Origin of the sequence: Hyphomonas sp. BRH_c22, assembly GCF_000961795.1 — a bacterium.
In the GTDB taxonomy this organism is placed as follows: Bacteria; Pseudomonadota; Alphaproteobacteria; order Caulobacterales; family Hyphomonadaceae; genus Hyphomonas.
Genome location: NZ_LADU01000033.1, coordinates 1 through 23,352 on the forward strand (window position 1 = coordinate 1; position 23,352 = coordinate 23,352).

General features: G+C 63.1%; 26 protein-coding genes, 1 tRNA gene and 2 pseudogenes. 18 read left to right on the plus strand and 11 right to left on the minus strand.

The window, feature by feature from the left end:
• Positions 1-194: pseudogene (locus VR74_RS20520) on the minus strand (hypothetical protein); the annotation flags it as partial.
• A gap of 64 nt (positions 195-258) precedes the next feature.
• Here VR74_RS20520 and VR74_RS04800 point away from each other — a divergent pair.
• Positions 259-720, plus strand: a complete 462-nt coding sequence (locus VR74_RS04800; RefSeq protein WP_045694852.1) for an Lrp/AsnC family transcriptional regulator — start codon at positions 259-261, stop codon at positions 718-720.
• Here the strand turns inward: VR74_RS04800 and VR74_RS04805 are convergent.
• The 3 genes from VR74_RS04805 to VR74_RS04815 are packed head-to-tail and all read right to left on the minus strand — an operon-like array spanning position 717 to position 3,228.
• Positions 717-1,598, minus strand: a complete 882-nt coding sequence (locus VR74_RS04805; protein ID WP_299949622.1) for a hypothetical protein — start codon at positions 1,596-1,598, stop codon at positions 717-719. The two genes, VR74_RS04800 and VR74_RS04805, sit on opposite strands and share 4 nt — an antisense overlap.
• A 35-nt stretch (positions 1,599-1,633) precedes the next feature.
• A complete protein-coding gene (locus tag VR74_RS04810; protein ID WP_299949624.1) occupies positions 1,634-2,449 on the minus strand; it encodes a HupE/UreJ family protein in 816 nt (271 codons plus the stop codon).
• Positions 2,446-3,228, minus strand: a complete 783-nt coding sequence (locus VR74_RS04815) for a ZIP family metal transporter (RefSeq protein WP_299949626.1) — start codon at positions 3,226-3,228, stop codon at positions 2,446-2,448. The genes VR74_RS04810 and VR74_RS04815 overlap by 4 nt, the downstream gene beginning before the upstream one ends.
• Before the next feature lie 196 nt (positions 3,229-3,424).
• On the opposite strand from VR74_RS04815, the gene VR74_RS20525 reads away from it, so the two are divergent.
• Genes VR74_RS20525 through VR74_RS04840 form a run of 5 tightly spaced genes read left to right on the plus strand, consistent with a single transcriptional unit; the run spans position 3,425 to position 7,387 of the window.
• Positions 3,425-4,030 carry a DUF2796 domain-containing protein gene (locus VR74_RS20525; protein ID WP_299949628.1) on the plus strand — a complete coding sequence of 202 codons (606 nt, stop codon included), beginning with the start codon at positions 3,425-3,427 and terminating at the stop codon, positions 4,028-4,030.
• A 13-nt stretch (positions 4,031-4,043) separates the two neighbouring features.
• Positions 4,044-4,739, plus strand: coding sequence for an ABC transporter ATP-binding protein (locus VR74_RS04825; RefSeq protein ID WP_045694856.1), 696 nt, complete (start codon positions 4,044-4,046; stop codon positions 4,737-4,739).
• Entirely contained in the window at positions 4,736-6,004 is a 1,269-nt protein-coding gene (locus VR74_RS04830) for an ABC transporter permease (RefSeq protein WP_045694857.1), read from the plus strand. The genes VR74_RS04825 and VR74_RS04830 overlap by 4 nt, the downstream gene beginning before the upstream one ends.
• A 59-nt stretch (positions 6,005-6,063) precedes the next feature.
• Positions 6,064-6,762 (plus strand): DUF3299 domain-containing protein, encoded by a 699-nt coding sequence (locus tag VR74_RS04835; RefSeq protein WP_299949630.1) that lies wholly within the window; start codon positions 6,064-6,066, stop codon positions 6,760-6,762.
• 4 nt (positions 6,763-6,766) lie between these two features.
• Positions 6,767-7,387 carry an HAD-IA family hydrolase gene (locus tag VR74_RS04840; protein WP_045694859.1) on the plus strand — a complete coding sequence of 207 codons (621 nt, stop codon included), beginning with the start codon at positions 6,767-6,769 and terminating at the stop codon, positions 7,385-7,387.
• Positions 7,388-7,496: 109 nt separating this feature from the next.
• Here the strand turns inward: VR74_RS04840 and mscL are convergent, their stop codons facing one another.
• The 6 genes and pseudogenes from mscL to aroA form a co-directional block, all read right to left on the minus strand.
• Positions 7,497-7,907, minus strand: coding sequence for a large conductance mechanosensitive channel protein MscL (mscL, locus tag VR74_RS04845; RefSeq protein ID WP_045694862.1), 411 nt, complete (start codon positions 7,905-7,907; stop codon positions 7,497-7,499).
• 93 nt (positions 7,908-8,000) lie between these two features.
• Positions 8,001-8,300, minus strand: a complete 300-nt coding sequence (locus VR74_RS04850) for an integration host factor subunit beta (protein WP_045694864.1) — start codon at positions 8,298-8,300, stop codon at positions 8,001-8,003.
• Between the two features lie 403 nt (positions 8,301-8,703).
• Positions 8,704-10,389: pseudogene (gene rpsA / locus VR74_RS04855) on the minus strand (30S ribosomal protein S1); the annotation flags it as partial.
• Positions 10,390-10,525: 136 nt separating this feature from the next.
• Positions 10,526-11,164 (minus strand): (d)CMP kinase, encoded by a 639-nt coding sequence (gene cmk / locus VR74_RS04860; protein ID WP_045694868.1) that lies wholly within the window; start codon positions 11,162-11,164, stop codon positions 10,526-10,528.
• Positions 11,165-11,211: 47 nt separating this feature from the next.
• A complete protein-coding gene (locus VR74_RS04865) occupies positions 11,212-12,303 on the minus strand; it encodes an NADH:flavin oxidoreductase (RefSeq protein WP_045694870.1) in 1,092 nt (363 codons plus the stop codon).
• A 66-nt stretch (positions 12,304-12,369) separates the two neighbouring features.
• The gene (gene aroA / locus VR74_RS04870; protein ID WP_366462188.1) at positions 12,370-13,722 is read right to left on the minus strand and encodes a 3-phosphoshikimate 1-carboxyvinyltransferase; all 1,353 of its coding nucleotides are present in this window, start codon (positions 13,720-13,722) and stop codon (positions 12,370-12,372) included.
• Between the two features lie 91 nt (positions 13,723-13,813).
• Here aroA and VR74_RS04875 point away from each other — a divergent pair, with 91 nt between their 5' ends.
• From VR74_RS04875 to VR74_RS04910, 8 genes are all read left to right on the plus strand, one after another.
• Positions 13,814-14,344, plus strand: a complete 531-nt coding sequence (locus VR74_RS04875; RefSeq protein WP_045694873.1) for a TIGR02300 family protein — start codon at positions 13,814-13,816, stop codon at positions 14,342-14,344.
• Between the two features lie 48 nt (positions 14,345-14,392).
• Positions 14,393-14,468 (plus strand) — tRNA-Ala (locus tag VR74_RS04880).
• A 278-nt stretch (positions 14,469-14,746) separates the two neighbouring features.
• Complete coding sequence (locus VR74_RS04885) at positions 14,747-14,986, plus strand: DUF1150 family protein (RefSeq protein ID WP_045694875.1); 240 nt, start codon at positions 14,747-14,749, stop codon at positions 14,984-14,986.
• Positions 14,987-15,063: 77 nt separating this feature from the next.
• On the plus strand, positions 15,064-16,308 hold the full coding sequence (locus VR74_RS04890; protein ID WP_045694877.1) for a parallel beta-helix domain-containing protein: 1,245 nt from the start codon (positions 15,064-15,066) through the stop codon (positions 16,306-16,308).
• Between the two features lie 12 nt (positions 16,309-16,320).
• Complete coding sequence (locus VR74_RS04895; RefSeq protein WP_045694878.1) at positions 16,321-17,397, plus strand: SO2930 family diheme c-type cytochrome; 1,077 nt, start codon at positions 16,321-16,323, stop codon at positions 17,395-17,397.
• Between the two features lie 8 nt (positions 17,398-17,405).
• Positions 17,406-17,870 carry a YaiI/YqxD family protein gene (locus VR74_RS04900; RefSeq protein ID WP_045694931.1) on the plus strand — a complete coding sequence of 155 codons (465 nt, stop codon included), beginning with the start codon at positions 17,406-17,408 and terminating at the stop codon, positions 17,868-17,870.
• Between the two features lie 83 nt (positions 17,871-17,953).
• Positions 17,954-18,739 carry an enoyl-CoA hydratase-related protein gene (locus tag VR74_RS04905; RefSeq protein ID WP_045694880.1) on the plus strand — a complete coding sequence of 262 codons (786 nt, stop codon included), beginning with the start codon at positions 17,954-17,956 and terminating at the stop codon, positions 18,737-18,739.
• Positions 18,736-20,001 carry an acetyl-CoA hydrolase/transferase C-terminal domain-containing protein gene (locus VR74_RS04910; RefSeq protein ID WP_045694882.1) on the plus strand — a complete coding sequence of 422 codons (1,266 nt, stop codon included), beginning with the start codon at positions 18,736-18,738 and terminating at the stop codon, positions 19,999-20,001. The genes VR74_RS04905 and VR74_RS04910 overlap by 4 nt, the downstream gene beginning before the upstream one ends.
• A 4-nt stretch (positions 20,002-20,005) precedes the next feature.
• Here the strand turns inward: VR74_RS04910 and VR74_RS04915 are convergent, their stop codons facing one another.
• Positions 20,006-20,497: a hypothetical protein gene (locus VR74_RS04915; protein WP_045694884.1), complete on the minus strand. Its 492-nt coding sequence runs from the start codon at positions 20,495-20,497 to the stop codon at positions 20,006-20,008.
• A gap of 123 nt (positions 20,498-20,620) precedes the next feature.
• Between VR74_RS04915 and VR74_RS04920 the strand changes: the two genes are divergently transcribed.
• From VR74_RS04920 to lptB, 4 genes are all read left to right on the plus strand, one after another.
• Positions 20,621-21,235, plus strand: coding sequence for a ribonuclease H-like domain-containing protein (locus VR74_RS04920; protein ID WP_045694933.1), 615 nt, complete (start codon positions 20,621-20,623; stop codon positions 21,233-21,235).
• A 90-nt stretch (positions 21,236-21,325) separates the two neighbouring features.
• Complete coding sequence (gene lptC, locus VR74_RS04925) at positions 21,326-22,000, plus strand: LPS export ABC transporter periplasmic protein LptC (RefSeq protein WP_045694886.1); 675 nt, start codon at positions 21,326-21,328, stop codon at positions 21,998-22,000.
• Positions 21,987-22,505, plus strand: coding sequence for an LptA/OstA family protein (locus VR74_RS04930; RefSeq protein WP_045694888.1), 519 nt, complete (start codon positions 21,987-21,989; stop codon positions 22,503-22,505). Before lptC ends, VR74_RS04930 begins: the two co-directional genes overlap by 14 nt.
• A 96-nt stretch (positions 22,506-22,601) precedes the next feature.
• A complete protein-coding gene (lptB, locus tag VR74_RS04935) occupies positions 22,602-23,336 on the plus strand; it encodes an LPS export ABC transporter ATP-binding protein (protein WP_045694890.1) in 735 nt (244 codons plus the stop codon).
• Positions 23,337-23,352: the final 16 nt, after the last annotated feature.

Below are 23,352 nucleotides of genomic sequence, written 5' to 3' on the forward strand. Positions count from 1 at the left end.
ACACCGCGATAGCGCAGGTGGATCGAGAGGAGAGGCGTGCGGCCGATCAGGTTGGCGAGCGCGCGCAGGCGGGGGTGGGGGGTGGCGGGCATCGGGCGGTGGCGGGCGGCGGTATTGACGGAGGCGAGTGCGGGCGACGGCATGGCAGGGTCTCCATCTGAGTGAATTACGTATAATTTCAGATGATCAGTCAAAATTCATCGCCATTACCCAAGTATTTTGCTTGAATACGATAAGAATTTTCGGACATATGACTGTATGGAAGAAAAGATTGATGATGTGGACCGTATCCTGCTGCGCGCCTTGCAGGCCGATGCCACCCAGTCGCTCGAATCGCTGGCCGGGCGCGCCGACATTTCGACCAACACGTGCTGGCGGCGGGTCAAGCGGCTGGAAGAGAGCGGCCTGATCGCGCGCCGGGTGGCGCTGATCGATCCGGACAAGCTGGGCCTTGGCCAGACGATCTTTGTGGCGATCCGCACGCGTGACCATTCGGCAGACTGGCTGAAACGGTTTGCCGACGCCGTGCGCACCATTCCGGAAGTGGTGGAATTCTACCGCATGGCCGGGGATGTCGACTATTTGCTCAAAGTGCAGGCGCGCAGCGTGCAGGACTATGACAGGGTCTACAAGGCGCTGATCGCGCGGGTCGATATTGCTGATGTCAGTGCGACCTTTGCGATGGAGTGCCTGAAGAACACGACCGAACTGCCGGTCTAGCGCAGCATCGCCGTTTCAGTCCGGGCAGGGACGTGAAGCATGCGGCCGAGGCCGAGGCAGGCGGCCAGCGGTTCGCCTTTCGGTGTCTCTTCCACGTTGTCGGGATGCTTCAGATAGGTCAGCAGGTCGCCCACCGCACCGCGCTCCAGTTCGTCGAGCGTGAGGTCATCGGTGACATCGCCGAGCCATGTGGACTGGCGGCAGGAAAGCTGTTCGGCCACGATGAGCGGCTCTGCGGCGCCGCCGGTGCGGATGGCGCGCCAGGCGGCCTTTTGCGGCGCGCTGCGGATCAGGATGGCGGCAGGCAGGCCATCACCGGCAGGAACGGCCAGCCAGAGCGCCGTGACATCGGCGCGCTTGAGCGGTGTAGTGTAACGCACTGAATAGATCGTTCCCGAGGCGAATTTGTGCGCTGAAAGTCTGGCCGCGTCGGTGGCATCGAGGCCTGACAGCCAGTCTGAAACCGCAATATTGCGGGCCTCCCGGGCGCGGCGCGCCTTGCCGGCGACCATCAGGGTGACCGACTGGTCCATGCGTTGTGACGGCTTGAGCCGGGCGCCGGCCTTGAGCGCGGCGTCATAATGCGCGGCGGCGCGCTCGGCATTCCCGAGATCAAGCGCGGCGCGGGCGGCGACAAGGTGAGCCTCGCGGATTTCCAAACGGTCCGGGCAGTCATCGATGAAGGTTTCGGCTATGCGCAGGAAATAGGCCGGGCTGGCCTCTTCAACAGGGCGGGTAACGGCCTCGTGAAACCGTCCGGCATCGGACAATCCGCAGCGCGACTCACCATGGGCATACTGGGCAAAGCCGATCAAGGCGCAGACACCGGAGGCGATGATTGCCGAGGCGAGTTTCAGGGCAAAGCGGTCTTGGGTCATGTCGGTCATCCTTGCATTGCCGCCAGGCGATGACCTCACCCCAGGAGGAAAACCCGTTCGAATGCCCACCAGAGCCCGACGGCGCCGATCAGGGCAGAGACGGGCCACACCAGGACCGGACGGTAGAGTTGCATCTGACCGGCCCGGCTGAGGACACGCTTGAAGTAGAGCGAGGCTGCAAAGGCCATGCCGATCACGGCCAGCTGTCCGAATTCTACGCCCACATTGAAGCCGAGCAGGGCGGGAAGAAACACATTCTCCGGCAGGCCAAGATCGCCGAATGCACCGGCGAACCCCATGCCGTGAATGAGGCCAAAGCCGAAAACCAGCAGCGGCCGCCAGGATTGCGATTCCTCAAACAGGATATTCTCGAGCGCCGCCCAGGCAATGGTCAGCGCGATCAGGGGCTCGATGATCGACGGTAGCGGCGTGAGGACACCGGACGCCGCAAGCCCAAGGGTGGCGGTATGGGCAATGGTGAACGCCGATATCTGGACCAGCAGCGGCCGGAGGCGAAGGCTGGACAGGAAGAGCGCCAGAACGAACAGGATATGGTCGGCGCCCATGGGCAGGATGTGCGCGAATCCGATGCGGATATAGAAGGCAAATGTCGCAAATCCGGACCGGCCGAGATTAACCGTGTCTGCCCGAGATTGCGCGTCTGCTGCGGATTTTTCCGGCGGCGCATTTTTTTGGTCGATCCGCGCCAGTTCGCGGCAAAGCGCCGGATCCATGCCGCCATTCGGGGTGCAAAGTTCGTCTTCGGGATGGGCACTGGCCTGAAGCGGGGCAGCCGTGCCGATAACCATGAGGCAGGCCATCGCGGCGACGAGGCGCCAGAGCGTCCTCATGGGCGCTCGTCTATGTGGTCCCCGGCGTCCCATGGTCCATCATGCGGGGAATGATCCGGGCCGTGCACCGGCAGGCTGGCGATCAGGACGGCGATCGTAACACCTGCGCCAAGCGCGAGGAAGCTGCGCAGCGGCGGTTCTTCCTTCAGCGGCTCCATCAGCGGACCGGTCGCCACGTAGAGCAGCAGCCCGGCCGAGATGGCAAACAGGTTGCCAACCATTTCCGGGCCCAGACCGTACATGAACGGTGCCGAGGCGATGACGCCGAGCGGCGTCGTTGCGGCAGCGGCCAGGAAAGCCAGCAGGAAGGCCCGGCGATTGCTGAAGCCGTGACGGCGCAGGATGGCGAAGGCGATGATGCCTTCCGGGAACTTGTGCAGAAGCAGGGACATGGCGGCATAGACGCCGGAACTGAAGCTGGCGGCGAACGTGACGGAATAGATGATGCCGTCGATGAAGGAGTGCAGTGCGACCGCCATGACCGGCGTGACGGCGGCCGCCTGGCCAGCTTCACCGCTCTCGGGGAAAAACACCCGGATGAGAAAGCTGATCATAAGGCCGCCAAGGAAGCCCGTCAGGATGAGGGCAGGGGCATGGCGGCTGAGGGCGAAGGCTTCCGGCGTGATGTGCAGCAGGCTGAGCGTGACGAGCATGCCGCCTGCCGCAAGTGCGAACAGGCCGGAATGGCGCTCGCTCCAGTCACCCCGCGCGGCAACCGCGATCAGGGCGACCGTTGTCACAAAGGCAGCGATCAAGCCGAAAAAGAGAGGGGCCTGCATGGACTGGAGCATGGGGGCGGATGCGGTCTCGCGTGGGGCCGCAGGGGGCCGGGAAGGGGCTCAGGATGTCAGTGTGGCGAAATGCGTTGACGCCAGCGGTCTTCAAAATGTTATATAGTCGCATTATACAAATCGCGAGAGCAAATTTGCGGTTCGCGCAATTTCCTGCAGTGTGCCCCTAGGAGGCTTATCGTCGATGCTTACTTCACCGCGTGCCCGTTTATGCCTTCTGATTGGCGCTGCTGCCCTGGTGCTTGCGGGTTGTGGCCGCGATCCGGCGCCCGCCGCGCCTGAGGCCCCGCTTGCGCCAGCCGCAGAGGACATGCCTGCCGCAGACGCGGCGGTTCCGGATGCGCCGGATACGCCACAAGCGGCTGGGGACGAGGCCTCCGGTGGCGGAGAGGCGCATGTCCACGGCGCGGGTGAATTTGCCGTGGCGGTGGACGGAAACCGGTTAACGGTGACGCTTGACGCCCCGCTGGCCAATTTCGGCCTCGGCGAAGGCGATGCGGACGCCATGGATGTCAGCACGGACATCAGTGACGGGCTGGTGAGCTTCGCAGGCGATGCCGATTGCCAGCCAGGAGACAGGAACGTCACAACACGCACGGTCGGTGGCCATAGCAGCCTGACACTGGAGCTTGGCTTTACCTGCACCGACATATCAAAGCTGGAAGGCGTGCGTCTGAATGCCTTCACCACATTCCCGCATTTCGAGACGGTTGACGCGGTGTTCATCGGCCCCGATGCGCAGGTGGCCAGTGTGCTGACGCCGGGCAATCCCGAATTGTCCACGCGATAGACTGAACGGCTGAATGACTGATCCGGCAATCCAGATTGAAGGGCTTCGCTTTGCCTGGAAAGGCGGCGCGCCGGTGCTTGATGTCCCGTCATTTACGCTTGCGCGGGGGGAGCGCCTGTTCCTGCGCGGTGCGTCAGGGTCCGGCAAGTCGACGCTGCTGGGGGTGATTGCCGGCGTGCTTCAGGCCGAAGCAGGCCGCGTCCGCGTTCTGGGTGAGGACCTCACGGCCTTGTCCGGTGCGGCGCGCGACAGGATGCGGGCCGATCATCTCGGCGTTATCTTCCAGATGTTCAACCTGGTGCCTTACCTGTCGGTCATCGGGAATGTGACGCTGCCATTGAAATTCTCGGCCCGGCGCCGGCAGGCTGTGGCGGGCCCGCCCGAGGATGAGGCGCGGCGCCTGCTGGGCCGCCTCGGCCTGACCGACGCAAGTTTGCTGGAGCGGCGCGTGTCTGACCTGTCTGTCGGCCAGCAACAGCGTGTCGCCGCCGCGCGCGCCGTGATCGGCGGGCCGGAGATCGTCATTGCGGATGAGCCAACATCGGCCCTCGATTCCGATGCCCGCGACCGTTTCATCACGCTCCTCTCCGAAGAGACGGCCCGGACCGGAGCGGCGCTCCTCTTTGTCAGCCATGATGCGTCATTGGCGAGCCTGTTTGATCGCGCCGTGGACATGGCTGAGATCAACCGGCAGGGGGCGAGCGCATGACGGCGATCCTGTCCCTTGCATGGAAAAGCCTGATGAACCGGAAGGGATCGGTGATCCTGACTCTGGTGGCCGTGGCGCTTTCGGTGGGGCTGTTCCTGGGTGTGGAAAAGGCGCGGACAGGTGCGCGCGAAGGCTTCGGCAGCACGATCTCGGGCACAGACCTGATCGTTGGCGCGCCGACGGGCAGTGTGAACCTGCTGCTGTACTCGGTGTTTCGCATGGGGAATGCGACGGCGGAAATATCGTGGCCGACCTACCAGCAGATTGCCGCGCGCCCGGACGTCGACTGGGCCGTGCCGATCTCTCTGGGCGACAGTCATCGCGGGTTCCGGGTGATGGGCACGCAGGCCGCCTATTTCGATCACTACAAGCATGGCCGCGGTCAGGCGCTGGAACTGGCGAAAGGCGAACGCTTTGACGACTTGTTCGATGCGGTCATCGGCGCCGATGTCGCGCGTGACCTTGGCTATGATATCGGCTCGCCGCTGGTTCTGAGCCACGGGCTGGGCGCAGCAAACCTTGACGGCGGCCATGGCAACCGGCCGTTCCGCGTCACCGGCATACTGGCGCCGACAGGGACGCCGGTCGACCGGACGGTACATGTTTCGCTGGAGGCCATCACGGCGATCCATGTCGGCTGGGAAACCGGGGCGAAGAACCCGCTGGCCGATACGATTGACGAGCAGATGATCCGCAGTTTCGACCTGACGCCGAAGAGTGTCACGGCGATCTTCCTGGGGCTGGAGCGCAAGGGTACGATCCTGACGACGCGCCGGGCGATCAATACCAACAAGGGCGAGCCGCTGATGGCGATCATTCCCGGCGAGGCGCTGGCAGAATTGTGGACCGTGACGGCCCTGGCCGAGCGCGCGCTGATGGCCGTGTCGGTTTTCGTGATTGCCGTGGGCCTGGTATCGATCCTGACATCCATCCTGACAAGCCTGAACGAGCGGCGGCGCGAAATGTCGATCCTGCGCGCGGTGGGCGCGCGGCCCGGGCACATATTCAGCCTTCTGGTACTTGAGGCGGGCCTTGTCGGCTTTCTTGGCGCTGTTGCGGGGATTGCCCTTATCCATGCCATCCTGCTGTTTGCAGGCCCGGTCGTGGCGGCGCGATATGGCGTGTCGCTGGCCGGGACGGGGCCGGGACTGACGGACCTCTATACGCTGCTGGCGGTGACTTCGGCAGCCTTGCTGATTGGCATGGCGCCGGCATGGGCCGCCTTCCGGCGGTCGCTGGCCGACGGCCTGTCAGTGAAAGTGTGACTGTTCCAACCGATGAAACCCCCTAGTGAGACCCATAAGCGGAGCCTATGTAGATGCGCATGAGATCAATCCTTTTCCCGCCCTTCGCCGCGCTGCTTGCGCTTGTTGTTGCCTGTGGCCAGCCCGCAGAGCCGGAAACGCCTGCCGTGCCTGCAGCAGCAGCCGAGACCGGACCAAAAGTTGGCGACAAGATTGGCGAAAGTGACGCCGAGAAGGCTGCGCGGAAAGCGGAAAAGGACGCCGCCGCGCTGGCCAAGGCAGCCGAAGCCGCCCGGATCAAGGCTGATCTGGAAGCGCGCGGTGTGCGCGATGTCTCATGGGAAGAGCTGATGCCGGAAGGCGAGGAGGAGCGCCTCGCCCAGATGTACCAGGCGCAGATGTCAATGCTGTATGGCGGCGCGGGAATTGCTGAAGGTTCGGCCGCTGACACATCGGTGCAGATCGGCACGTTCAATACGGTTGCGGAGCTGAATGGCGTGAGCGTGCGCATTCCGGGCTATACTGTGCCGTTCGAATACGGCTCCAAGGCGGAGATTACCGAGTTCCTGCTGGTGCCGTATTTTGGCGCCTGCATCCACTCGCCGCCGCCGCCGCCGAACCAGACCATTTTCGTGAAGACGGATACGCCGATCAAATTGAAAGACCTGGCCCAGGCTGTCTGGATCGAAGGCACGATGCTGACGAGTACAAAGCGATCCGATCTGGCCGACGCGGCCTATACGATCGAGATGACCAGCATCGCAAAATACGAGTACTGACCGCATGATCCGGCCCGAAGCCATCAAGGTTGTCGCCTGGGATTTTGACGGCGTACTCAACCGGAATATCGAGGATGGTATCTTTGCGTGGTCGCGCAATTTCGAGGCTGACCTTGGCCTGTCTCTGGAGTCGTTCAGTGGTTTCCTGTTTCAGGGACGATTCCAGCAGGCGATGGTTGGCGAAGCCTGCCTTGTGGAAATGGTCGGGGAGTGGGCTGGATCAAACGGCGCGGCTGGCCGCGAAAACGAAATTCTCGACTACTGGTTCACACGCGATGCCCTGCATGATCCGGCCGTCCTGCTGATGGTGGAGACATTGCGGCAGCGCGGTGTGTCCAATGTCATGGCGACGAATAATGAGGTCCATCGCACGGCATTTATCGAGTCGACAATGGGCTTTGCCGATCACATGGACCGGATATTCGCCGCAGGACGCATGAGGGTGGCAAAGCCCGACCCGGGCTATTTCCGCCATATCGAACAGTCGCTGGGAGTCGCCGGAGAAGAAGTCCTGCTCGTCGATGACATGGAAGAGAATGTGAAGGCGGCGCGTCAGCTTGGCTGGCAAGCCTTCCACTTCACCGAAGGCGCACATGAGGCGCTGACGGCCGCACTGAAGCTGTAAAAAAGAAGGGCAGCCAATCGGCTGCCCCTCTCATACTCTACCTGGTACTCTACTGATCGAAAGCCTTAAGGAAAAAGTCCTAACGCTTTACGAACTCCTGTGCGGGAGCCTATTTGGCCCCTTTGGCCAGCAGGTTGCGGATTTCCTCGAGGAGGACTTCCTGGCGTGGCGGTTCGGAAGGTGCGGCTTCTTCCTTTTTCTTCATCGCATTCATGCCCTTGATGATGAGGAACATCACGAAGGCGACGATGATGAACGAAATCAGCGCGCTGATGAACAAGCCGAGTTCAATGATCGCGGCAGGCTGGGTGACCTCGCCCGCTGCGTTGACGACTTCCGGGGATATTGTGAAGGTCAGGGATGACAGGTCCATGCCGCCCATGATGGGCGCCAGGAGCGGCAGGAACACGCCCTGGATGAACGCCGTGACAACGGTTGCGAAGGCGCCGCCCATGACAAAGCCGACGGCCATGTCGATGAGGTTGCCCTTCATCGCAAATTCCTTGAATTCCTTAAACATGATCTGCCCCTCCCAGGATTTGATATACGATACGCCAGTCGGAATAATTCAGTCCGTTCGAACAGGGGGTCAAGCCTGTTCGGCAGCAGGTACCTAGCGCGCCTCCGGGTCCTCTCCGCCATTGACGCGGGCGCGCAATTCCTTGCCGGCCTTGAAGAAGGGGACCGCCTTGGCGGGAACCTTGACGGGCTCGCCCGTGCGCGGATTGCGACCCTTGCGGGCATCACGCTTGCGCACCGAGAAGGCACCAAATCCCCGTAGCTCGACCCGGTCGCCCCGGGCAAGCGCTTCGCCGATCTCGTCCAGAATCACATTCACCACACGCTCCAGGTCTTCCTGGCGCAGGTGGCTGTATTCAGAAGCGAGTTTCGTGATGAGTTCAGACTTTAGCATGTTGTTGTTATTAAACGCATTTGCGGCGGGAGCCTAGGCCCCCGCCGCAAACATTTCATCGAATTTAGGAAGCGGTTTCCCGCCCCTGAATCGCTTAGGACATCAGGCCTTCGGCCTGGCCCTTCCAGTCGTCGCGTTCCATGCGGCCCTGGAAGCTGAGCTCTTCCTCGAGCTCGGCAATCTGGGCATCATCAAGCGCAGCAATCTGCCAGAAGTGGAAAATGCCGGCTTCGTGAAGCTTCTTCTCGAACGCCGGACCGACGCCCTTGATCTGCTTCAGGTCGTCAGCATCGCCTTGCGCACCGGTGAGGCGGCCACGCGCGTCAAGCGATGATGCATCGCCTGCAGCTGCAGGCGCTTTCGCCTTTGGCTCGGCTTTCGGTTCAGCCTTGCTGGCCGAAGACGAGGCCAGGGCCGCGCCGAGGATGTCACCCAGCGAGGCGCCGGCATCTGCCGAACCGTACTGTGCAACAGCATCTGCTTCTTCCGCGATCTCGAGGGCCTTGATCGACAGCGTGACACGGCGCGAGCCGCGATCCACGGTGAGGACCTTGGCGTCAACCTTGTCGCCGACAGCGAAACGCTCAGGGCGCTGGTCTGCCCGGTCGCGGCTGAGATCGGAGCGGCGGATGAAGGATTTCATCGCCGGTGAGCCGAACTCGACTTCGATGCCGCCCGAGGTGATCTCGGTGACGGTGCAGGTGACGATGGCGCCGCGCTTGATGCCCGAGCCGCCGTCTGCAGGGGCTTCGATCGGGTCGCCGCTCAGCTGCTTGATGCCAAGCGAGATACGCTCTTTCTCGATGTCGACATCGAGAACGCGCGCCTTGACCATGTCGCCCTTGTTGAAGCCTTCAATAGCTTGCTCGCCGGACTTGTCCCAGGCGATGTCATTGATGTGCACCATGCCGTCGAGGTCTGGGCCGAGGCCCACGAACAGGCCGAACTCGGTGATGCCGCGGACTTCGCCTTCGATTTCCGTGCCGACCGGGTGTTCAGCCACGAATGCGGTCCATGGATTGTCCATGGTCTGCTTGAGGCCGAGCGAGATGCGGCGCTTGTCGCTGTCGACGTCCAGCACTTCCACGTCAACTTCCTGTGTCGTGGACAGGATCTTGCCGGGATGCACGTTCTTCTTTGTCCAGCTCATTTCGGAGACGTGGATCAAGCCTTCGACGCCGTCTTCCAGTTCCACGAACGCGCCGTAATCGGTGATGTTCGTGACCTGGCCCTTGAGACGGGCGCCAACCGGATAACGCGAGTCGATGCCGTCCCACGGGTCGGAACCGAGTTGCTTCATGCCGAGCGAAATGCGCTGGGTGTCGGGGTTGATCTTGACGATCTGCACTTCGACTTCCTGGCCGACTTCAACAACCTGCGACGGGTGGTTGATGCGCTTCCAGCTCATGTCGGTGACGTGCAGCAGGCCGTCGATGCCGCCGAGGTCAACGAACGCACCGTAATCGGTGATGTTCTTGACGATACCTTTGCGGACATCGCCTTCTTTCATGTCGGACACGATTTCGGCGCGCTGTTCGGCGCGGCTCTCTTCAAGGATGGCGCGGCGCGAGACAACGATGTTGCCGCGTGTGCGGTCGAGCTTGAGGATGGCGAACGGCTGGATCTCGCCCATAAGCGGGCCAACGTCGCGTACCGGGCGGATGTCCACCTGGCTGCCGGGAAGGAAGGCGTTGACGCCGCCGAGGTCGACGGTGAAGCCGCCCTTGACGCGTCCGGAAATGGCGCCCTTGACGGGCTCTTCCTTGGCGAAGCTGCGCTCGAGCTTGATCCAGCGCTCTTCGCGGCGGGCCTTGTCGCGCGAGAGGACAGCGTCGCCGAGGGCGTTCTCGATCCGGTCGAGATACACGTCGATGATGTCGCCGGGCTTGGGCTGGTCATCTTCGAGTGCGAATTCCTTGGTCGGGATGCGGCCTTCGGTCTTGAGGCCGATATCGACGAGAACGTTTTCGTTCTCGATGCGAATGACGGTGGCCGGAATAACCTGGCCTTCCTGCATTGCGCCCGCGGCAGCGGACGATTCGAACATTGCCGCGAAATCGTCGGTTGATGGGTTCATCTTGTCAGTCATTGTGTCTCCGGGGTACGGGGCGAACGGTTCAAGGCGGGCCTGCACCATTGCAGCCCGCGTCGGAACGACCCGTTAGAGTGGTCTGTCATCTTCAGAGCGGTACCGCCTGTTTGGATTTGAGCCCTTTTGAGGCCCTTCAAACGGTCTTTCCACGGGCGAGAACGGCCTCAACGGCTGCAATCGCCTTCTCCACTGCCGCGTCTATAGTCAGATCAGTCGTATCTATCAAGATGGCATCTGTTGCGATCGTGGCGGGGGCATCCTTGCGGGACTGGTCGCGTTCATCGCGGATCCGCATCTGCCGGATGACTTCCTCGAGGCTGATAATCTGCCCGTAGCCGAGATATTCCCGCCAGCGCCGGTAGCCGCGCTGTTCGACATTGGCATCGACCCAGAGTTTCACATCGGCGTCCGGAGCGATCACGGTGCCAATATCACGCCCGTCCAGAAGGGCGCCGCCGGGCTGGGTTGCGAAGCTGCGCTGCAGGTCGAATAGGGCGCGGCGGACTTCCGGTACCACGGCGACCTGGCTGGCGGCCTTGCCAGCTTCGCCCGTGCGCAGTTCGGCATCCGAAAAGGCGGCCGGATCAAGCGTGGCCGCGATGCGCTGAAGGCCTTCGGCATCGTCAAGGGCGACGCCCTGCCGAATCGCGGCAACGGCGGTCGCCCGGTAAAGGCAGCCGGTATCCATGTGGGGCAGGCCATACTTCGCCGCGAGGCGCTTGGCGATTGTGCCCTTTCCCGAGGCGGTGGTTCCGTCAATGGCGATGATCATGACGGCGGGGATTGGGGGAGCACAGGCGCCAAGTCAAGCATGTGCGTTCAGGTGGTTTGCGCCGGCTCCGCGACGAAGCCTTTCCAGCTCTTCATGTAGGTAAGGAATGCGGTCCCAAGTCCCTCGGCCTTGAGATGGTCTTCCGGAACGGGCAGGGCAATGGGCACGAACGCCGGGTCGGCCTCCACCTTTTTCGGGAAGTCATGGTGCACGATCGCTGCCCGGCCGATAACCACGAAGTCGAGGCCCTCGTCCATTGCGCGCTGGGAGTGCGCGCCGGTCGTGATCTTGCCCGCCGCGCCGAGGCGGCAGGTGCCGCGCGGCAGTGCGCTGAACCATTGCAGCAGCGACTTGCCCTTGAACGCGGTGTCTTCCGGCTCCTTGAAAACATCCCAGAGGGACATGTCGATATAGTCGAGCTTGCCGCCCTGCATCAGGTCACCCGCAAGGTGCAGGATCTCGCCGATGTCCATGCCGAACCGTTCCGGCGACAGGCGCACGCCCACGGAAAAATCTTTCCCGCAGGCCGCGCGCACGCCGTCGAGTATCTCGTCGAGGAAGCGCCGGCGGTTCTCGAAACTGCCGCCATATTCATCCGTCCGCAGGTTCACCTCGGCGGAGAGAAACTGGCAGATCAGGTAGCCATGCGCGCCGTGCAGTTCCACGCCGTGGAAACCCGCCGCCTCCGCCCGCCGCGCCGCCGCGATGAAGGCGTCGCGGGATTCCTTGACTTCATCGAGGCTCAGGGCCCGTGCGCTGAATTCGTCGTTGACCGACGGGCAATGCGGTGCCTCGCCGATCAGCTCCCTGGGCGAGCGCATCCCGGCATGGTGCAGCTGCACCACCGAATGCGTGCCTTCGGCGTTCAGTGCTGCCGCCAGCCGCGAGAGGCCGGGCAGGTGTCTGTCATCAAAAATGCCGAGCTGGCCGGGAAAGCCCTGTCCCTTAGCCTGCACATGCGCCGCGCAGGTCATGGTCAGGCCAAAGCCGCCCTCGGCCCGGAGGGTCAGCCAGCGAAACTCGTCATCGCTGAGCACGCCGTCAGGATGGCTCTGGAGGTTTGTGAGGGGCGCCAGCATGAAGCGGTTCTTCAGGGCCGGGCCGCGGCGAAGGGTCAGGGGGGAATGGAGGAAGGTCATCTGCCCATGAAGCCTCACAGGCCCCGCGCGTCAATTTCTTCCGCTAGGGCAGGGGCGGCGCGGGTCTCAGGTCACTTGCCCCTCCGAAATATCGGCGCCCAGCGTGGCCATGTGCCCCAAAAAGTCCGGATAGCTGGTGGCGATCATGGATATGTCATCCACGCTGACAGGTTTCTGCGCGGCGGTGCCCAGGATGAGGGCGCTCATGGCGATACGGTGGTCGTGACGGGTTTCGACCAGGCCGCCGCCGGGGGGCGGGCCGCCGCAGCCCTGGACCACGAAGCCGTCGTCGCGCTCTTCGGCCTCGACACCGTTGGCGCGCAGCATGTCGACCACGGCTTTCACCCGGTCGGTCTCCTTCACGCGCAGTTCTTCCGCGCCGGTGACCACGGTCTCGCCGGTGGCGAAGACCGCGAGCACGGCGAGGATCGGGAATTCGTCGATCATGGAGGGCACGAGGCGCTGGGGCACATGGCGGCCGATCAGGGCGGCGCTACCTGACTGGATGTCGATCAGCCGTTCGCCCGCGGCCTCGCCCGTGTCTTCCGCGCCGAGCCGGGCGCCCATGAGTTCGGCGAGGTCGAAGAAGCCGGAGCGTGTCGGGTTCGACATGACGCCTTCGACCATGACATCCCCGTCCGGCGAGATCAGGCCTGCGGCGATCAGGAAAGCCGCCGAGGACGGGTCGCCGGGAATGGCCGCCTCGATGGCCAAGAGTTTCTGGCCGCCGCGCAGCGAGATCGTGCGGGCCTGGCCGTCGCCGCGGGTGACTCCGACATCGGCGCCGAAGCCGCGCAGCATGCGCTCGGTATGGTCGCGAGTGGGCTTTGCCTCCTCGACGCGGGTCGTGCCATGGGCATTGAGGCCCGCCAGCAGGACGGCGGACTTGACCTGTGCGGAGGCCTGCGGCGGCGCATAGGTGATGGCCTTGAGGGCACTGGTGCCGGTGAGGCGGAAGGGCAGGCGGCCATGGGGTTCGGCCGTGTCCGTCAGGCCCATGCTGCGCAGGGGATTAAGGATCCGGTTCATCGGACGGGCACTGAGGCTGGCATCCCCGCAAAGCTCTGCCGTCAGGTCATAGCCCGCCATCAGGCCCATCATCAGGCGCGAGCCGGTGCCGGAATTGCCAAAATCGAGCGGGGCGGCAGGTGATGCAAGCCCGCGTGGGCCGGTGCCGGCCACTGTCCATTCGCCCGCGCCTGTGCGTGTCACGACGGCACCGAGCGCAGCCATGGCGGCGCCGGTGCGCAGGACGTCATCGCCCTCCAGAAGGCCGGTGAAATGGCTGGTGCCGTCAGCGATGCCGCCCATGATGAGTGCACGGTGGCTGCACGACTTGTCTCCCGGCGCGCGGATAATGCCTTTCAGGCGGCTGACAGGGCGGCTGGTCCAGACCATGGGGATATTCCGTTTGCGCAGTTCTCAGGAGATTCGGGCTTTGACAGCGCGCAGCGTTCATGGCAAGCGCCCGCCAGACCAAAAACATTGAAACACCGGAGGGAGCCGCCCCGTGTCGAAAGACAAACTCGGAACCAAGCAAGTCTGCCCTGACTGCGAAGCCCGCTTTTACGACCTCCACAAACGCCCCGCTGTTTGCCCCAAATGCGGAAACGAATTCGATCCCGAGGACGAGGTCATCAAGACCACGATCACCAAGGTGAAGGCAAAGGCCGCGCGCGCCGCCGTCAAGTCCGACGATGATGACGACGATGACGACGAGGAGGATGACGATCACGTCATCGCCAAGGGCAAGGGCGATGATGACGAGGCCGATGACGACGAAGACGACATCGAAGACGAGGACGATGCCAAGGAACTCGGCGGCGAAGAAGCTGAAGTGATCCTTGAAGGCGCAGCGGAAGACGACGAGGAAGAGGCAACCGGCGCCAAGGTTCCGGCCGGCTTCTCCGAAGAAGGCGTCGACGACGATGATGACGAGGACGATGTCATCCTTGATGACGATGACGATGATGCGTTCGACATCGATGCGGATGATGACGATGATGATCCGCTCGTTCTTGACGATGAGGATGAAGATTAGGGCTTGAAAGGCGCGCCCGGCGCGTCTACTTCTCGCCCTTCCCAGAATGGGGCCATAGCTCAGTTGGGAGAGCGCTTGCATGGCATGCAAGAGGTCGTCGGTTCGATTCCGTCTGGCTCCACCATTCTTTCCTGTTTTAAGCGGGTTCCGTATCGGCTCTTCGGGCCTCACATGAACCGGGCTCAGGGCTGATTTCACGCAAGACAGCAGGACCACGGCCCGGCGCAGCGCCGCCGATCAGCGTAACCAAAAAGTGAACAAAGTCTCATTCCTGCCGCATCACGGCGCTTGAAGCGGCCACATTGATCCCCCACCTTGATAGGGAACGAAGGGTCTGCCCCTGAGGCACAGCCACCGGCTCTGGCGTTCGGTATCTGTCTCGTGACGGAAAGGATTGGAACGATGACGACTGAACTGAAAACGAACCCGTTTGAAAGCGACGCCTTTGTCTACATCCGCCACCTGGATGAAGACGAATTGCAGACGCTGATGCCCGCCAATGCAATGAGCCAGATCAAGGATCCGGACGAATTGTTTGTTGTCCTGTCAGCAGACGGCATACGCCTCGCTGTTGTCGAAGGACGCGAAGCGGCTATTGCGGCTGCACTTGCAAACGACCTGAAGCCGCTCAGCGTACACTGATACGGCCTTAACCACCCCTTGCTTTTCCCCGGTTTGAAGATGACACTCGTGTCACAATAAACCGGGGAGGACACAGGATGACATATAAAGGATGGACCGTCGCGGCGGCCGCACTGGCTCTGGCAGCCTGTAGCCCGAAGCCTGCTGACGTGCCTGCGAGCGATGCAGCCGCGCTGCCGGCGGCCGTGTCGGCTGAAGGCGACTTCGCAGCCAATCTCCAGACAGCCCTGATCGAAGCCCGGCCCGGCGATACCGTGCGCTTGCCCGAGGGGACGTTTAAGCTCTCAACGGGCCTGTCACTGGATGTCGACGGAGTGACCGTGCTGGGCGCGGGGCAGGACAAGACCATACTCGACTTTTCTGGCCAGACCGGTGCGGGCGAAGGCCTGCTTGTCACGTCCGATGATGTCACGCTGACGGGTTTCGGCATACGCGACACCAAGGGCGACGGGATCAAGTCCAAGGGCGCCGACCGCATCGTCTATCGCGACTTGACGGTCGACTGGTCGGGCGAGCCGGACGAAGACAATGGCGCCTATGGCGTCTATCCGGTGGAGTCGCGTGACGTTCTGGTCGAGAACGTGACCGTGCGCGGCGCGTCCGATGCCGGGATCTATGTCGGCCAGTCGCACAATATCATCGTGCGCAATTCGCTGGCCGAATTCAACGTGGCGGGAATCGAGATCGAGAATTCCAGCAATGCCGACGTCTACGGCAATATCACCCGCGACAATACGGGCGGCATCCTGGTGTTCGACCTGCCTGACCTGCCGGTGATCGGCGGGCATTCGACCCGCATTTTCAACAATCAGATCGTCCACAACAATACGCGCAATTTCGCCCCGCCCGGCAACATCGTGGCAGGTGTGCCGTCCGGCACGGGGGTCATCATCCTGGCCAATCGCAATGTACACGTGTTCGACAATGATTTTGCCGAGAACCGCTCGGCGCATGTCCTGCTGATCGCCTATACCGAGCCGTTCACCGATGAACGCTACAATCCGCTGCCGCGCGACGTGGTGGTGCGCAATAATCGCTGGTCGGGTGGCGGCACTGATCCGCAGGGCATGCTCGCGCCCCTCGCCGAGGCGCTTGGCGGCACTTTGCCGGCGATCGTGTCCGATGGTGTCACGCGGTGGCCCGGCGCCGAGGCGCAGGCGGCCAACCTGGTCATCGACGAGGCACCGGAGATCGGTTTCGTGAATCTGGGGATTGGCGCCTATCCGATTGATCCGCCTGCCGTGTCGCCCAGCATGGAGCGTCCGCAGGGAATACCTGTACCGGAACCAGCGGCTGTGACGCTGCCGCAGGATGCCGAATAGGGCGCCAGCGCGATGAAGCAACTGGCCTATCTTGTCTCCGCACTGGTCCTGCTGGCTGCGTGCAGCGCGCAGGGCAGCGTGTCCGGCGGCCCGGATACGGACGTGCTGATGGCCGACGCGCCCGCGCCGAAGCTGGCCGATTATGGCTTTTTCGAAGACGCGGGGGCGGACAGGCCGGTTGATGGGGTCGTGCCCTATGACCTGATCAATCCGCTTTTCTCAGATCATGCGATCAAGCACCGGTTCGCCTATGTGCCGAAGGGCAAGGCGGCGGCCTATTCGGCCGATGACGTGTTCGACTTTCCCGTCGGCAGCGCGCTGATCAAGACGTTTGCCTTTGTGCCGGACATGCGGGCACCGGGCGTGCGCGAATACAAGGTCGAGACCCGCCTGCTGATCCGCAAGGCCGATGGCTGGGCGGCGTTTCCCTATATCTGGAATGCGGAAGGGACCGAGGCGACCTATGCGCCTGCGGGCGGGCGGCAGGCCATATCGGTGGTGGGCACATCCGGCGATGCGCTGTCGATCGATTATGCCATTCCCAACAAGAACCAGTGCAAGACCTGCCATCAGAATGGCGACGCCGTGCTGCCGATCGGTCCGAAGGCCCGCAATCTGAATCATGACGGCCCGGCCGGCGTGAACCAGGTGGCCGACTGGCAGGCGCGCGGCATGCTGGCGGGCGTGACCGGCGACGTGCCTGCAGTACCCTCTGTGCTTGATGCCCGCCTGCCGGTATCTGACCGGGCGCGCGCCTATCTCGATATCAATTGCGCGCATTGCCACAAGGCCAGCGGCTCGGCGTCGAATTCCGGCCTCTGGCTTGAGGCCGGGGAAGTATCCGACGTGAAGCTCGGCATCGGCAAGCATCCGACGGCGGCGGGGCGGGGGTCTGGCGGCATTACGTTCGTCATTGCGCCGGGTGACCCGGACCAGTCGATCCTGACCTACCGGATGCAATCGTCGGAGGCGGGCGTGGCCATGCCGGAACTGGGGCGCAGCGTGATCGACGAAGACGGCGCCGCGCTGGTGCGCGCATGGATTGCCAGCATGGACACAGAGGCGGGCCCTGATAAAGGAGCGCCATGACAGACACATTGCAGATATGGGTCGATGGCGATGCCTGCCCGGTGAAGGACGAGGTCTATCGCGTGGCGGTGCGCCATGACGTGCCCGTTATCGTCGTGGCGAACGCCTATCTGCGCATTCCGGAACACAGGCTGATCTCCCGCCAGATTGTCAGCGATGGCTTCGATGCGGCCGATGACTGGATTGCCGAACGGGCGAATGCCAGGAGCGTCGTCGTGACCGCCGACATCTTGCTTGCCGACAGGTGCCTCAAGGCGGGGGCGCGCGTTATCGGACCGACAGGAAAGCCGTTTACGGACGATTCAATCGGGGCGGCTGTTGCAACGCGCGCCATTCTTGCCGATCTGCGGGTTGGCATCAGCGAGGCGGGCACGCCGCGTGCCGGGGGGCCTGCGCCCTTCACCAAGGCTGACCGGTCGCGGTTCCTGTCGGCGCTGGACGAGGCCCTGGTCGCGCTGAAGAAGGCCGGTTAGGCGCCATCCCTTGCGCGCCTCCTGTGTTCTTGCCATGACAGGGCCAGTCCGCGCCGCCTTGGCGCCCATGCCGGGGATGCCGTTTGAGCCAGTCTTCCATACGTCTTGAGATCAATGCGCCGTTTGGCGAGATCATTCTCAACAAGCCGGAAAAGCGCAACGCCTTGTCGGTCGACATGTGGGCGGCGATACCGGAGCTGATGGCGCGTGTCACGGCGGCAGAAGCCGTCAAGGTTGTGATCCTGCATGGCGGAGAGGCGGGCGCGTTTGCCGCTGGCGCCGACATTTCCGAATTTGCGACGATTTACTCGACCCCGGAGGCGGCCGCGCAGTCCGGCGAAACGATTGCTGCGGCGCTGAGCGCTGTCGAGCATTGCCCGAAACCGGTCATCGCCGCGATTGATGGCGCCTGCGTCGGCGGCGGCATGAGCCTCGCCATGGCGGCCGACCTGCGCGTGGCAGGCGAAGGCGCACGGTTCGGCATCACGCCTGCGAAACTCGGGATCGTCTATCCTGCGGGCGATATGCGGCGTCTGGTGACGGCTATCGGCGCTGCGCGGGCGAAGGATATCCTGTTCACGGCGCGCATCTTTGATGTCGCCGAGGCAGAGGCGCTCGGCCTGCTCAATCGCGTGGTGGCGAAAGGCGAGGCGCTGGAAGGCGCCCGCGCGCTGGGGGAGGCTGTCGCGGCAAATTCGCAATGGTCGGTGCGGGCGATCAAGCACATGGTGGCCGGTGTGGAGGCCGGATGGGCCGATAATGGGCCCGAGGCGTCTACGCTGTTCCTTGACGGCTTTTCCAGCGAGGATTTCGTCGAAGGCTATTCCTCCTTCCTTGAAAAGCGCCCGGCCCGGTTCACGTTCAAATGATCGCTGACGCCTTTGCCCGGCTGCGCGCGCTCAGGCCGGGCCCGGCCCGTATCTATATTGCCGGGTGCAGCGGCGAGCCGGTTGCGCTGGCAGATGCGCTGAAGGGCGCGCCCGAACTGGCGCGGGACCTCACATTCATCGGCGTGCCCGTGCCGGGGCTGAACCGGACGGACTGGACCGCGCTGCACCAGTCGGCGCGCGCGGAGATGCCTTTCCTGTATGGCGACATGCGTGCCGGGTTTGACGCGGGCCGGATCCGGCTGCGGCCGATGCATTACAGCGACAGCTATCGCGAAATGGTGAGCGGGCCGATTGACCTGGCCGTGGTGATGGTGTCGCCGCCGGAAGCCGATGGAAGGGTGAGCCTTGGCGTGTCGGCGGATTTCTCCGGGGCCGTTCTGGCGCGGGCGGATATTCCCGCCATGGCCATCATCAACCGAAACATGCCGGCGCCCGCCGATACGCCGCGCGTGCCGCTGAGCCGGTTTGCCGTCGTGGCGGAGGATGACACGCCACTGGTGGAGCTGACGGAATCTGCCTTGCCGCCCATGTTTGCGGCAATCGGGGAAACGATTGCAGGCCTTGTCGGCTCGCAGCCTGCCTGCCTGCAGTTCGGGATCGGCAATGTGCAGCAGGCGGTGCTGAAGGCGCTGTCGGAGGCGGGCGGCCCGGCGAACCTGCGCATTCATTCCGGACTGGTGACGGATCCGGTTCTCGGCCTGATCGATGCGGGGCGGGTGATGGATGCGCCGGGGGCGATCCTGACAGGGGTCGCGATGGGGACAGGCGCGCTGTACGAGCGGGCGGGCAGGGACAGGCGCTTCCGGTTCCGTGCGGTCGATGTGACCCATGGCATTGACGTCCTGGCGGCCATCGACCGCTTCGTGGCGATCAATTCGGTGCTGGAGGTCGACCTGTTCGGGCAGGCCAATGCGGAATTCATGAACGGGCGGCAGGTTTCCGGCATTGGCGGGCTTGCGAATTTCCTGCGCGGGGCGGCCGCGTCGAATGGCGGGATGCCGATTGTCGCCCTGCCGTCCACCGCCGCCCGGGGAACGGTCAGCCGCATCGTTGCGCGTCTCGGGCCCGAGGCCGTCAGCGTGCCGCGATCCGACCTCTCCTGGGTTGTAACCGAGCATGGCGCGGTGAACCTGCGCGGCGCGGATATTGATACGCGGGCCGACCGCCTGATCTCGATTGCCGATCCGGGCCACCGCGATGGCCTTGCGGTGTCGTGGTCAGAGATGCGCAGGGGGCTTTAGAGGTTCAGTCGTGGTGGCGGTCGCGATGATCGTGATCGTCATAGTCATCGTAGTGGTCGTGATAATCGCGCCGGGCCCCATCAAGCGATCGTTCGCGTTCCCAGCAGGCGCAGTCGCTATTCCAGGCATAGGCCTCGCCGCGCCCGTTTACGCGCAGGTGTGAGCTGGCATACGAGCCGTCATCAGTGTTGCCGTACATGTCGGCATAACCGTCACCATCACTGTCGCAGACGTAGAAACTGCCGGTATTCGAACACCCCCGGGGACCAAGGTATTGTCCGTACGAATAGGCGGATGGCCAGCCGGAATAGGTGGAGAAGGCATGGGGCGCATAGGGTGAGTAGATGGTGCCGGAAGGGGGGTAGTAGGCAGCCTGGTAGGAGGATTGATAAGAGGCTTCGGCCAGTCCCTCCGAGAAGGCGGCCAGATCAGCCGATGTGCAGCCGGTCATGGCTGCGGCAAGGGCGCAGGCGCCTATCATGCGTGTCTTCATCATTGTCCCTCCTTCGATACCTCAGGCTATCTTCAGGCATGGCGTGAGGTCAAACCGGATTTGGCCCGGCATTCTGGCCTGATCCGGTCATTTGCCCTTAACGCCAGCCATGCTAAAGCGCTGCCCATGAACGGAATCACACTGCACAAGGGCGACCTGCCCAGGAACCTCGACTTCGGGCCGGTGGTGGCCATCGATACCGAAGCCATGGGCCTCAACCCGCTGCGCGATCACCTGACACTGGTGCAGCTGTCATCGGGCGACGGCACGGCGCATCTCGTGCAGCTGGGGCGCGATTTCAACTGCCCGAACCTGAAGGCCCTGCTGAGCGATCCGAAGGTCATCAAACTGTTCCACTTCGCCCGGTTCGACGTGGCCATGATCAAGCACTGGCTGGGCGTGGACTGCGCGCCGATCTGGTGCACGAAAATCGCCTCCAAACTGGCGCGGACCTATACCGACCGGCATGGCCTGAAGGATGTCGCCCGCGAAATTGCGGGAATTGACCTGTCCAAGGCGCAGCAAAGTTCCGACTGGGGCGCATCAGACTTGTCCGATGCCCAGTTGCAATATGCTGCGTCTGACGTGTTCCACCTCCATGTCATCAAGGACGGACTGGAAGCCATGCTGATCCGCGAGGGGCGGCTGGAACTGGCGCAGGCCTGCTTCAATTTCCTGCCCACGCGGGCCGCACTCGACCTGGCCGGCTGGGGCGAACAGGACATTTTCGCGCATACGTGACGCAACCGTCATGTGCAGGGCGCTTTCGTTTCGCCCGTATCGACTGTAAACACGGCCGACAGGACTTTGTAACAGGCCGCAGGCGCTTTCATGGACGCAGTCAAGCATCACGATCCAGCCTCGCTGTGGGTGCCCCGCCGGCAGATGACGCTGGCCGAGGCGCGCAAGCGTTCCGATCTGGTCCGGGGCCTGCGTGTGCTGTTCATGGCCTGCGCGGCCGTCTCCATCGGCCTGTTTGTGGGATATATCATCAAGAGCGCGCTGACCCGGGATGCGGTCCCGGTAAGAATCTCGGGCGAGGAAGTCGTCACGATGCTGAATCCGCGGTTTACCGGGCGCGATTCGACCGGCCAGAGCTTCACGATCACGGCCGAGGCGGCGCGGCGCAAGGAACTGACGGCCAATGCCGTTGACCTGGTCGGACCGATCCTGCGCGATGCGGCAGGCAGCGAAGTGCGGGCGCCATCGGGCATGTATGACCGGGATGCCGGCATTCTGGAATTGTATGATGACGTCGTCATTACCGATGCCTCGGGCTATTCCTTCAAGACGGCAGCGGCCCGCGTGCATGTCGGCAAGGACTGGGTAGAGGGCATGTCGCCGCTGGAGGGCAAGGGCCCGCTCGGCGATATTCGCTCGGATTCGTATGAAATCCTTGACGGTGGCAACCGGGTCGTCTTTCAGGGTAATGTAAAAACAGTGATTTATCCGGCCGAGCCTGACGCGCCGGTAACCGACGAAAGTGGTGCAGATGGCAATCCATAAGTTTCTCGGCGCGGCCCTGGCCGTTTCGGCCCTCGCAAGCCCTGCCATGGCGCAAATCTCGTCCGAAGGCGGCCCGATCTATATCGACTCCGAGCGCACGGAGAGTCTAGAGCGCGAGCGCAAGGTCCTGTTGATCGGCAATGTCGACATCCAGCAGGGCACGGCCCGCCTTCGCGCGGACACGGTGACGATCATTTTCGCCGGAAAACCGAGCAGCGAAGCAGGGGGTGTCGCCTCCGGCTTTGGCCAGATCCAGACCCTGGTCGCCGAGGGCAATGTCTTCTACGTGACACCGGAAATGAAGGCCAAGGGCGACCGCGGCGTGTATGACGCAGCAGTGGATACGATCACGATGACGGGCAATGTGGCCCTGATGCGCGAACGCGATGTGGCCGAGGGCCAGACGCTGAAACTGGAAGTCGGGAAGCGCCGCACAACGCTGGATGGCGGCACCGGGCGCACCCGGATGGTGATCGAATCCGATCAGGATACAGCGGGCAACTGAAAAATTCGAGCAATAGCGTGAAGCCGATCTTAAGTATGTCAGGCTATGCCGGTAACGGGGCGACAATACTGCCCGTGAACAGGGACACACCACGAGATGACTGAAGCGGCCGAAGGCCTTGTCGTTAAGAATATTGCCAAATCCTTTGGCAAGCGACAGGTGGTGCGCGATGTGTCTCTGTCCCTGCAACGCGGGGAAGTTGTCGGCCTGCTTGGACCCAATGGGGCCGGCAAGACGACCTGCTTTTACATGATCATGGGCCTGATCGGCGCAGATTCCGGATCGATTTCGATCGATGGGGAAGATGTGACGCGCCTGCCAATGTACCAGCGCGCACGCCTCGGCGTGGGCTACCTTCCCCAAGAAGCCTCCATCTTCCGGGGAATGACAGTAGAAGAAAACGTCATGGCAGTGGCAGAACTGGTCGAAAAAGACCGGTCTGCGCGCATGGCACAGGTCGACAGCCTGCTGAGCGAGCTGCATGTGGAACATCTTCGCGGCCAGGCGGCCACGTCCCTTTCGGGAGGTGAACGCCGCCGGGTCGAGATTGCACGTGCACTGGCATCCCGTCCGAGCTTCATGCTACTGGATGAACCGTTCACCGGTATCGACCCGCTCGCCATCTCCGATATTTCCGAACTTGTCCGCTACCTGAAGCAGCGTGGCTTGGGCGTCCTGATTACGGACCACCAGGTGCGCGAAACGCTGCAGATCGTGGACCGGGCCTATGTCATGTATGATGGTGACGTCCTGTTCAACGGCACGCCTGAAGAAGTGCTGAAGAATGACGACGTGCGCAGGGTCTATCTGGGTGAACAGTTCGCCGCTTGATTTTGAGGGCGCGGGC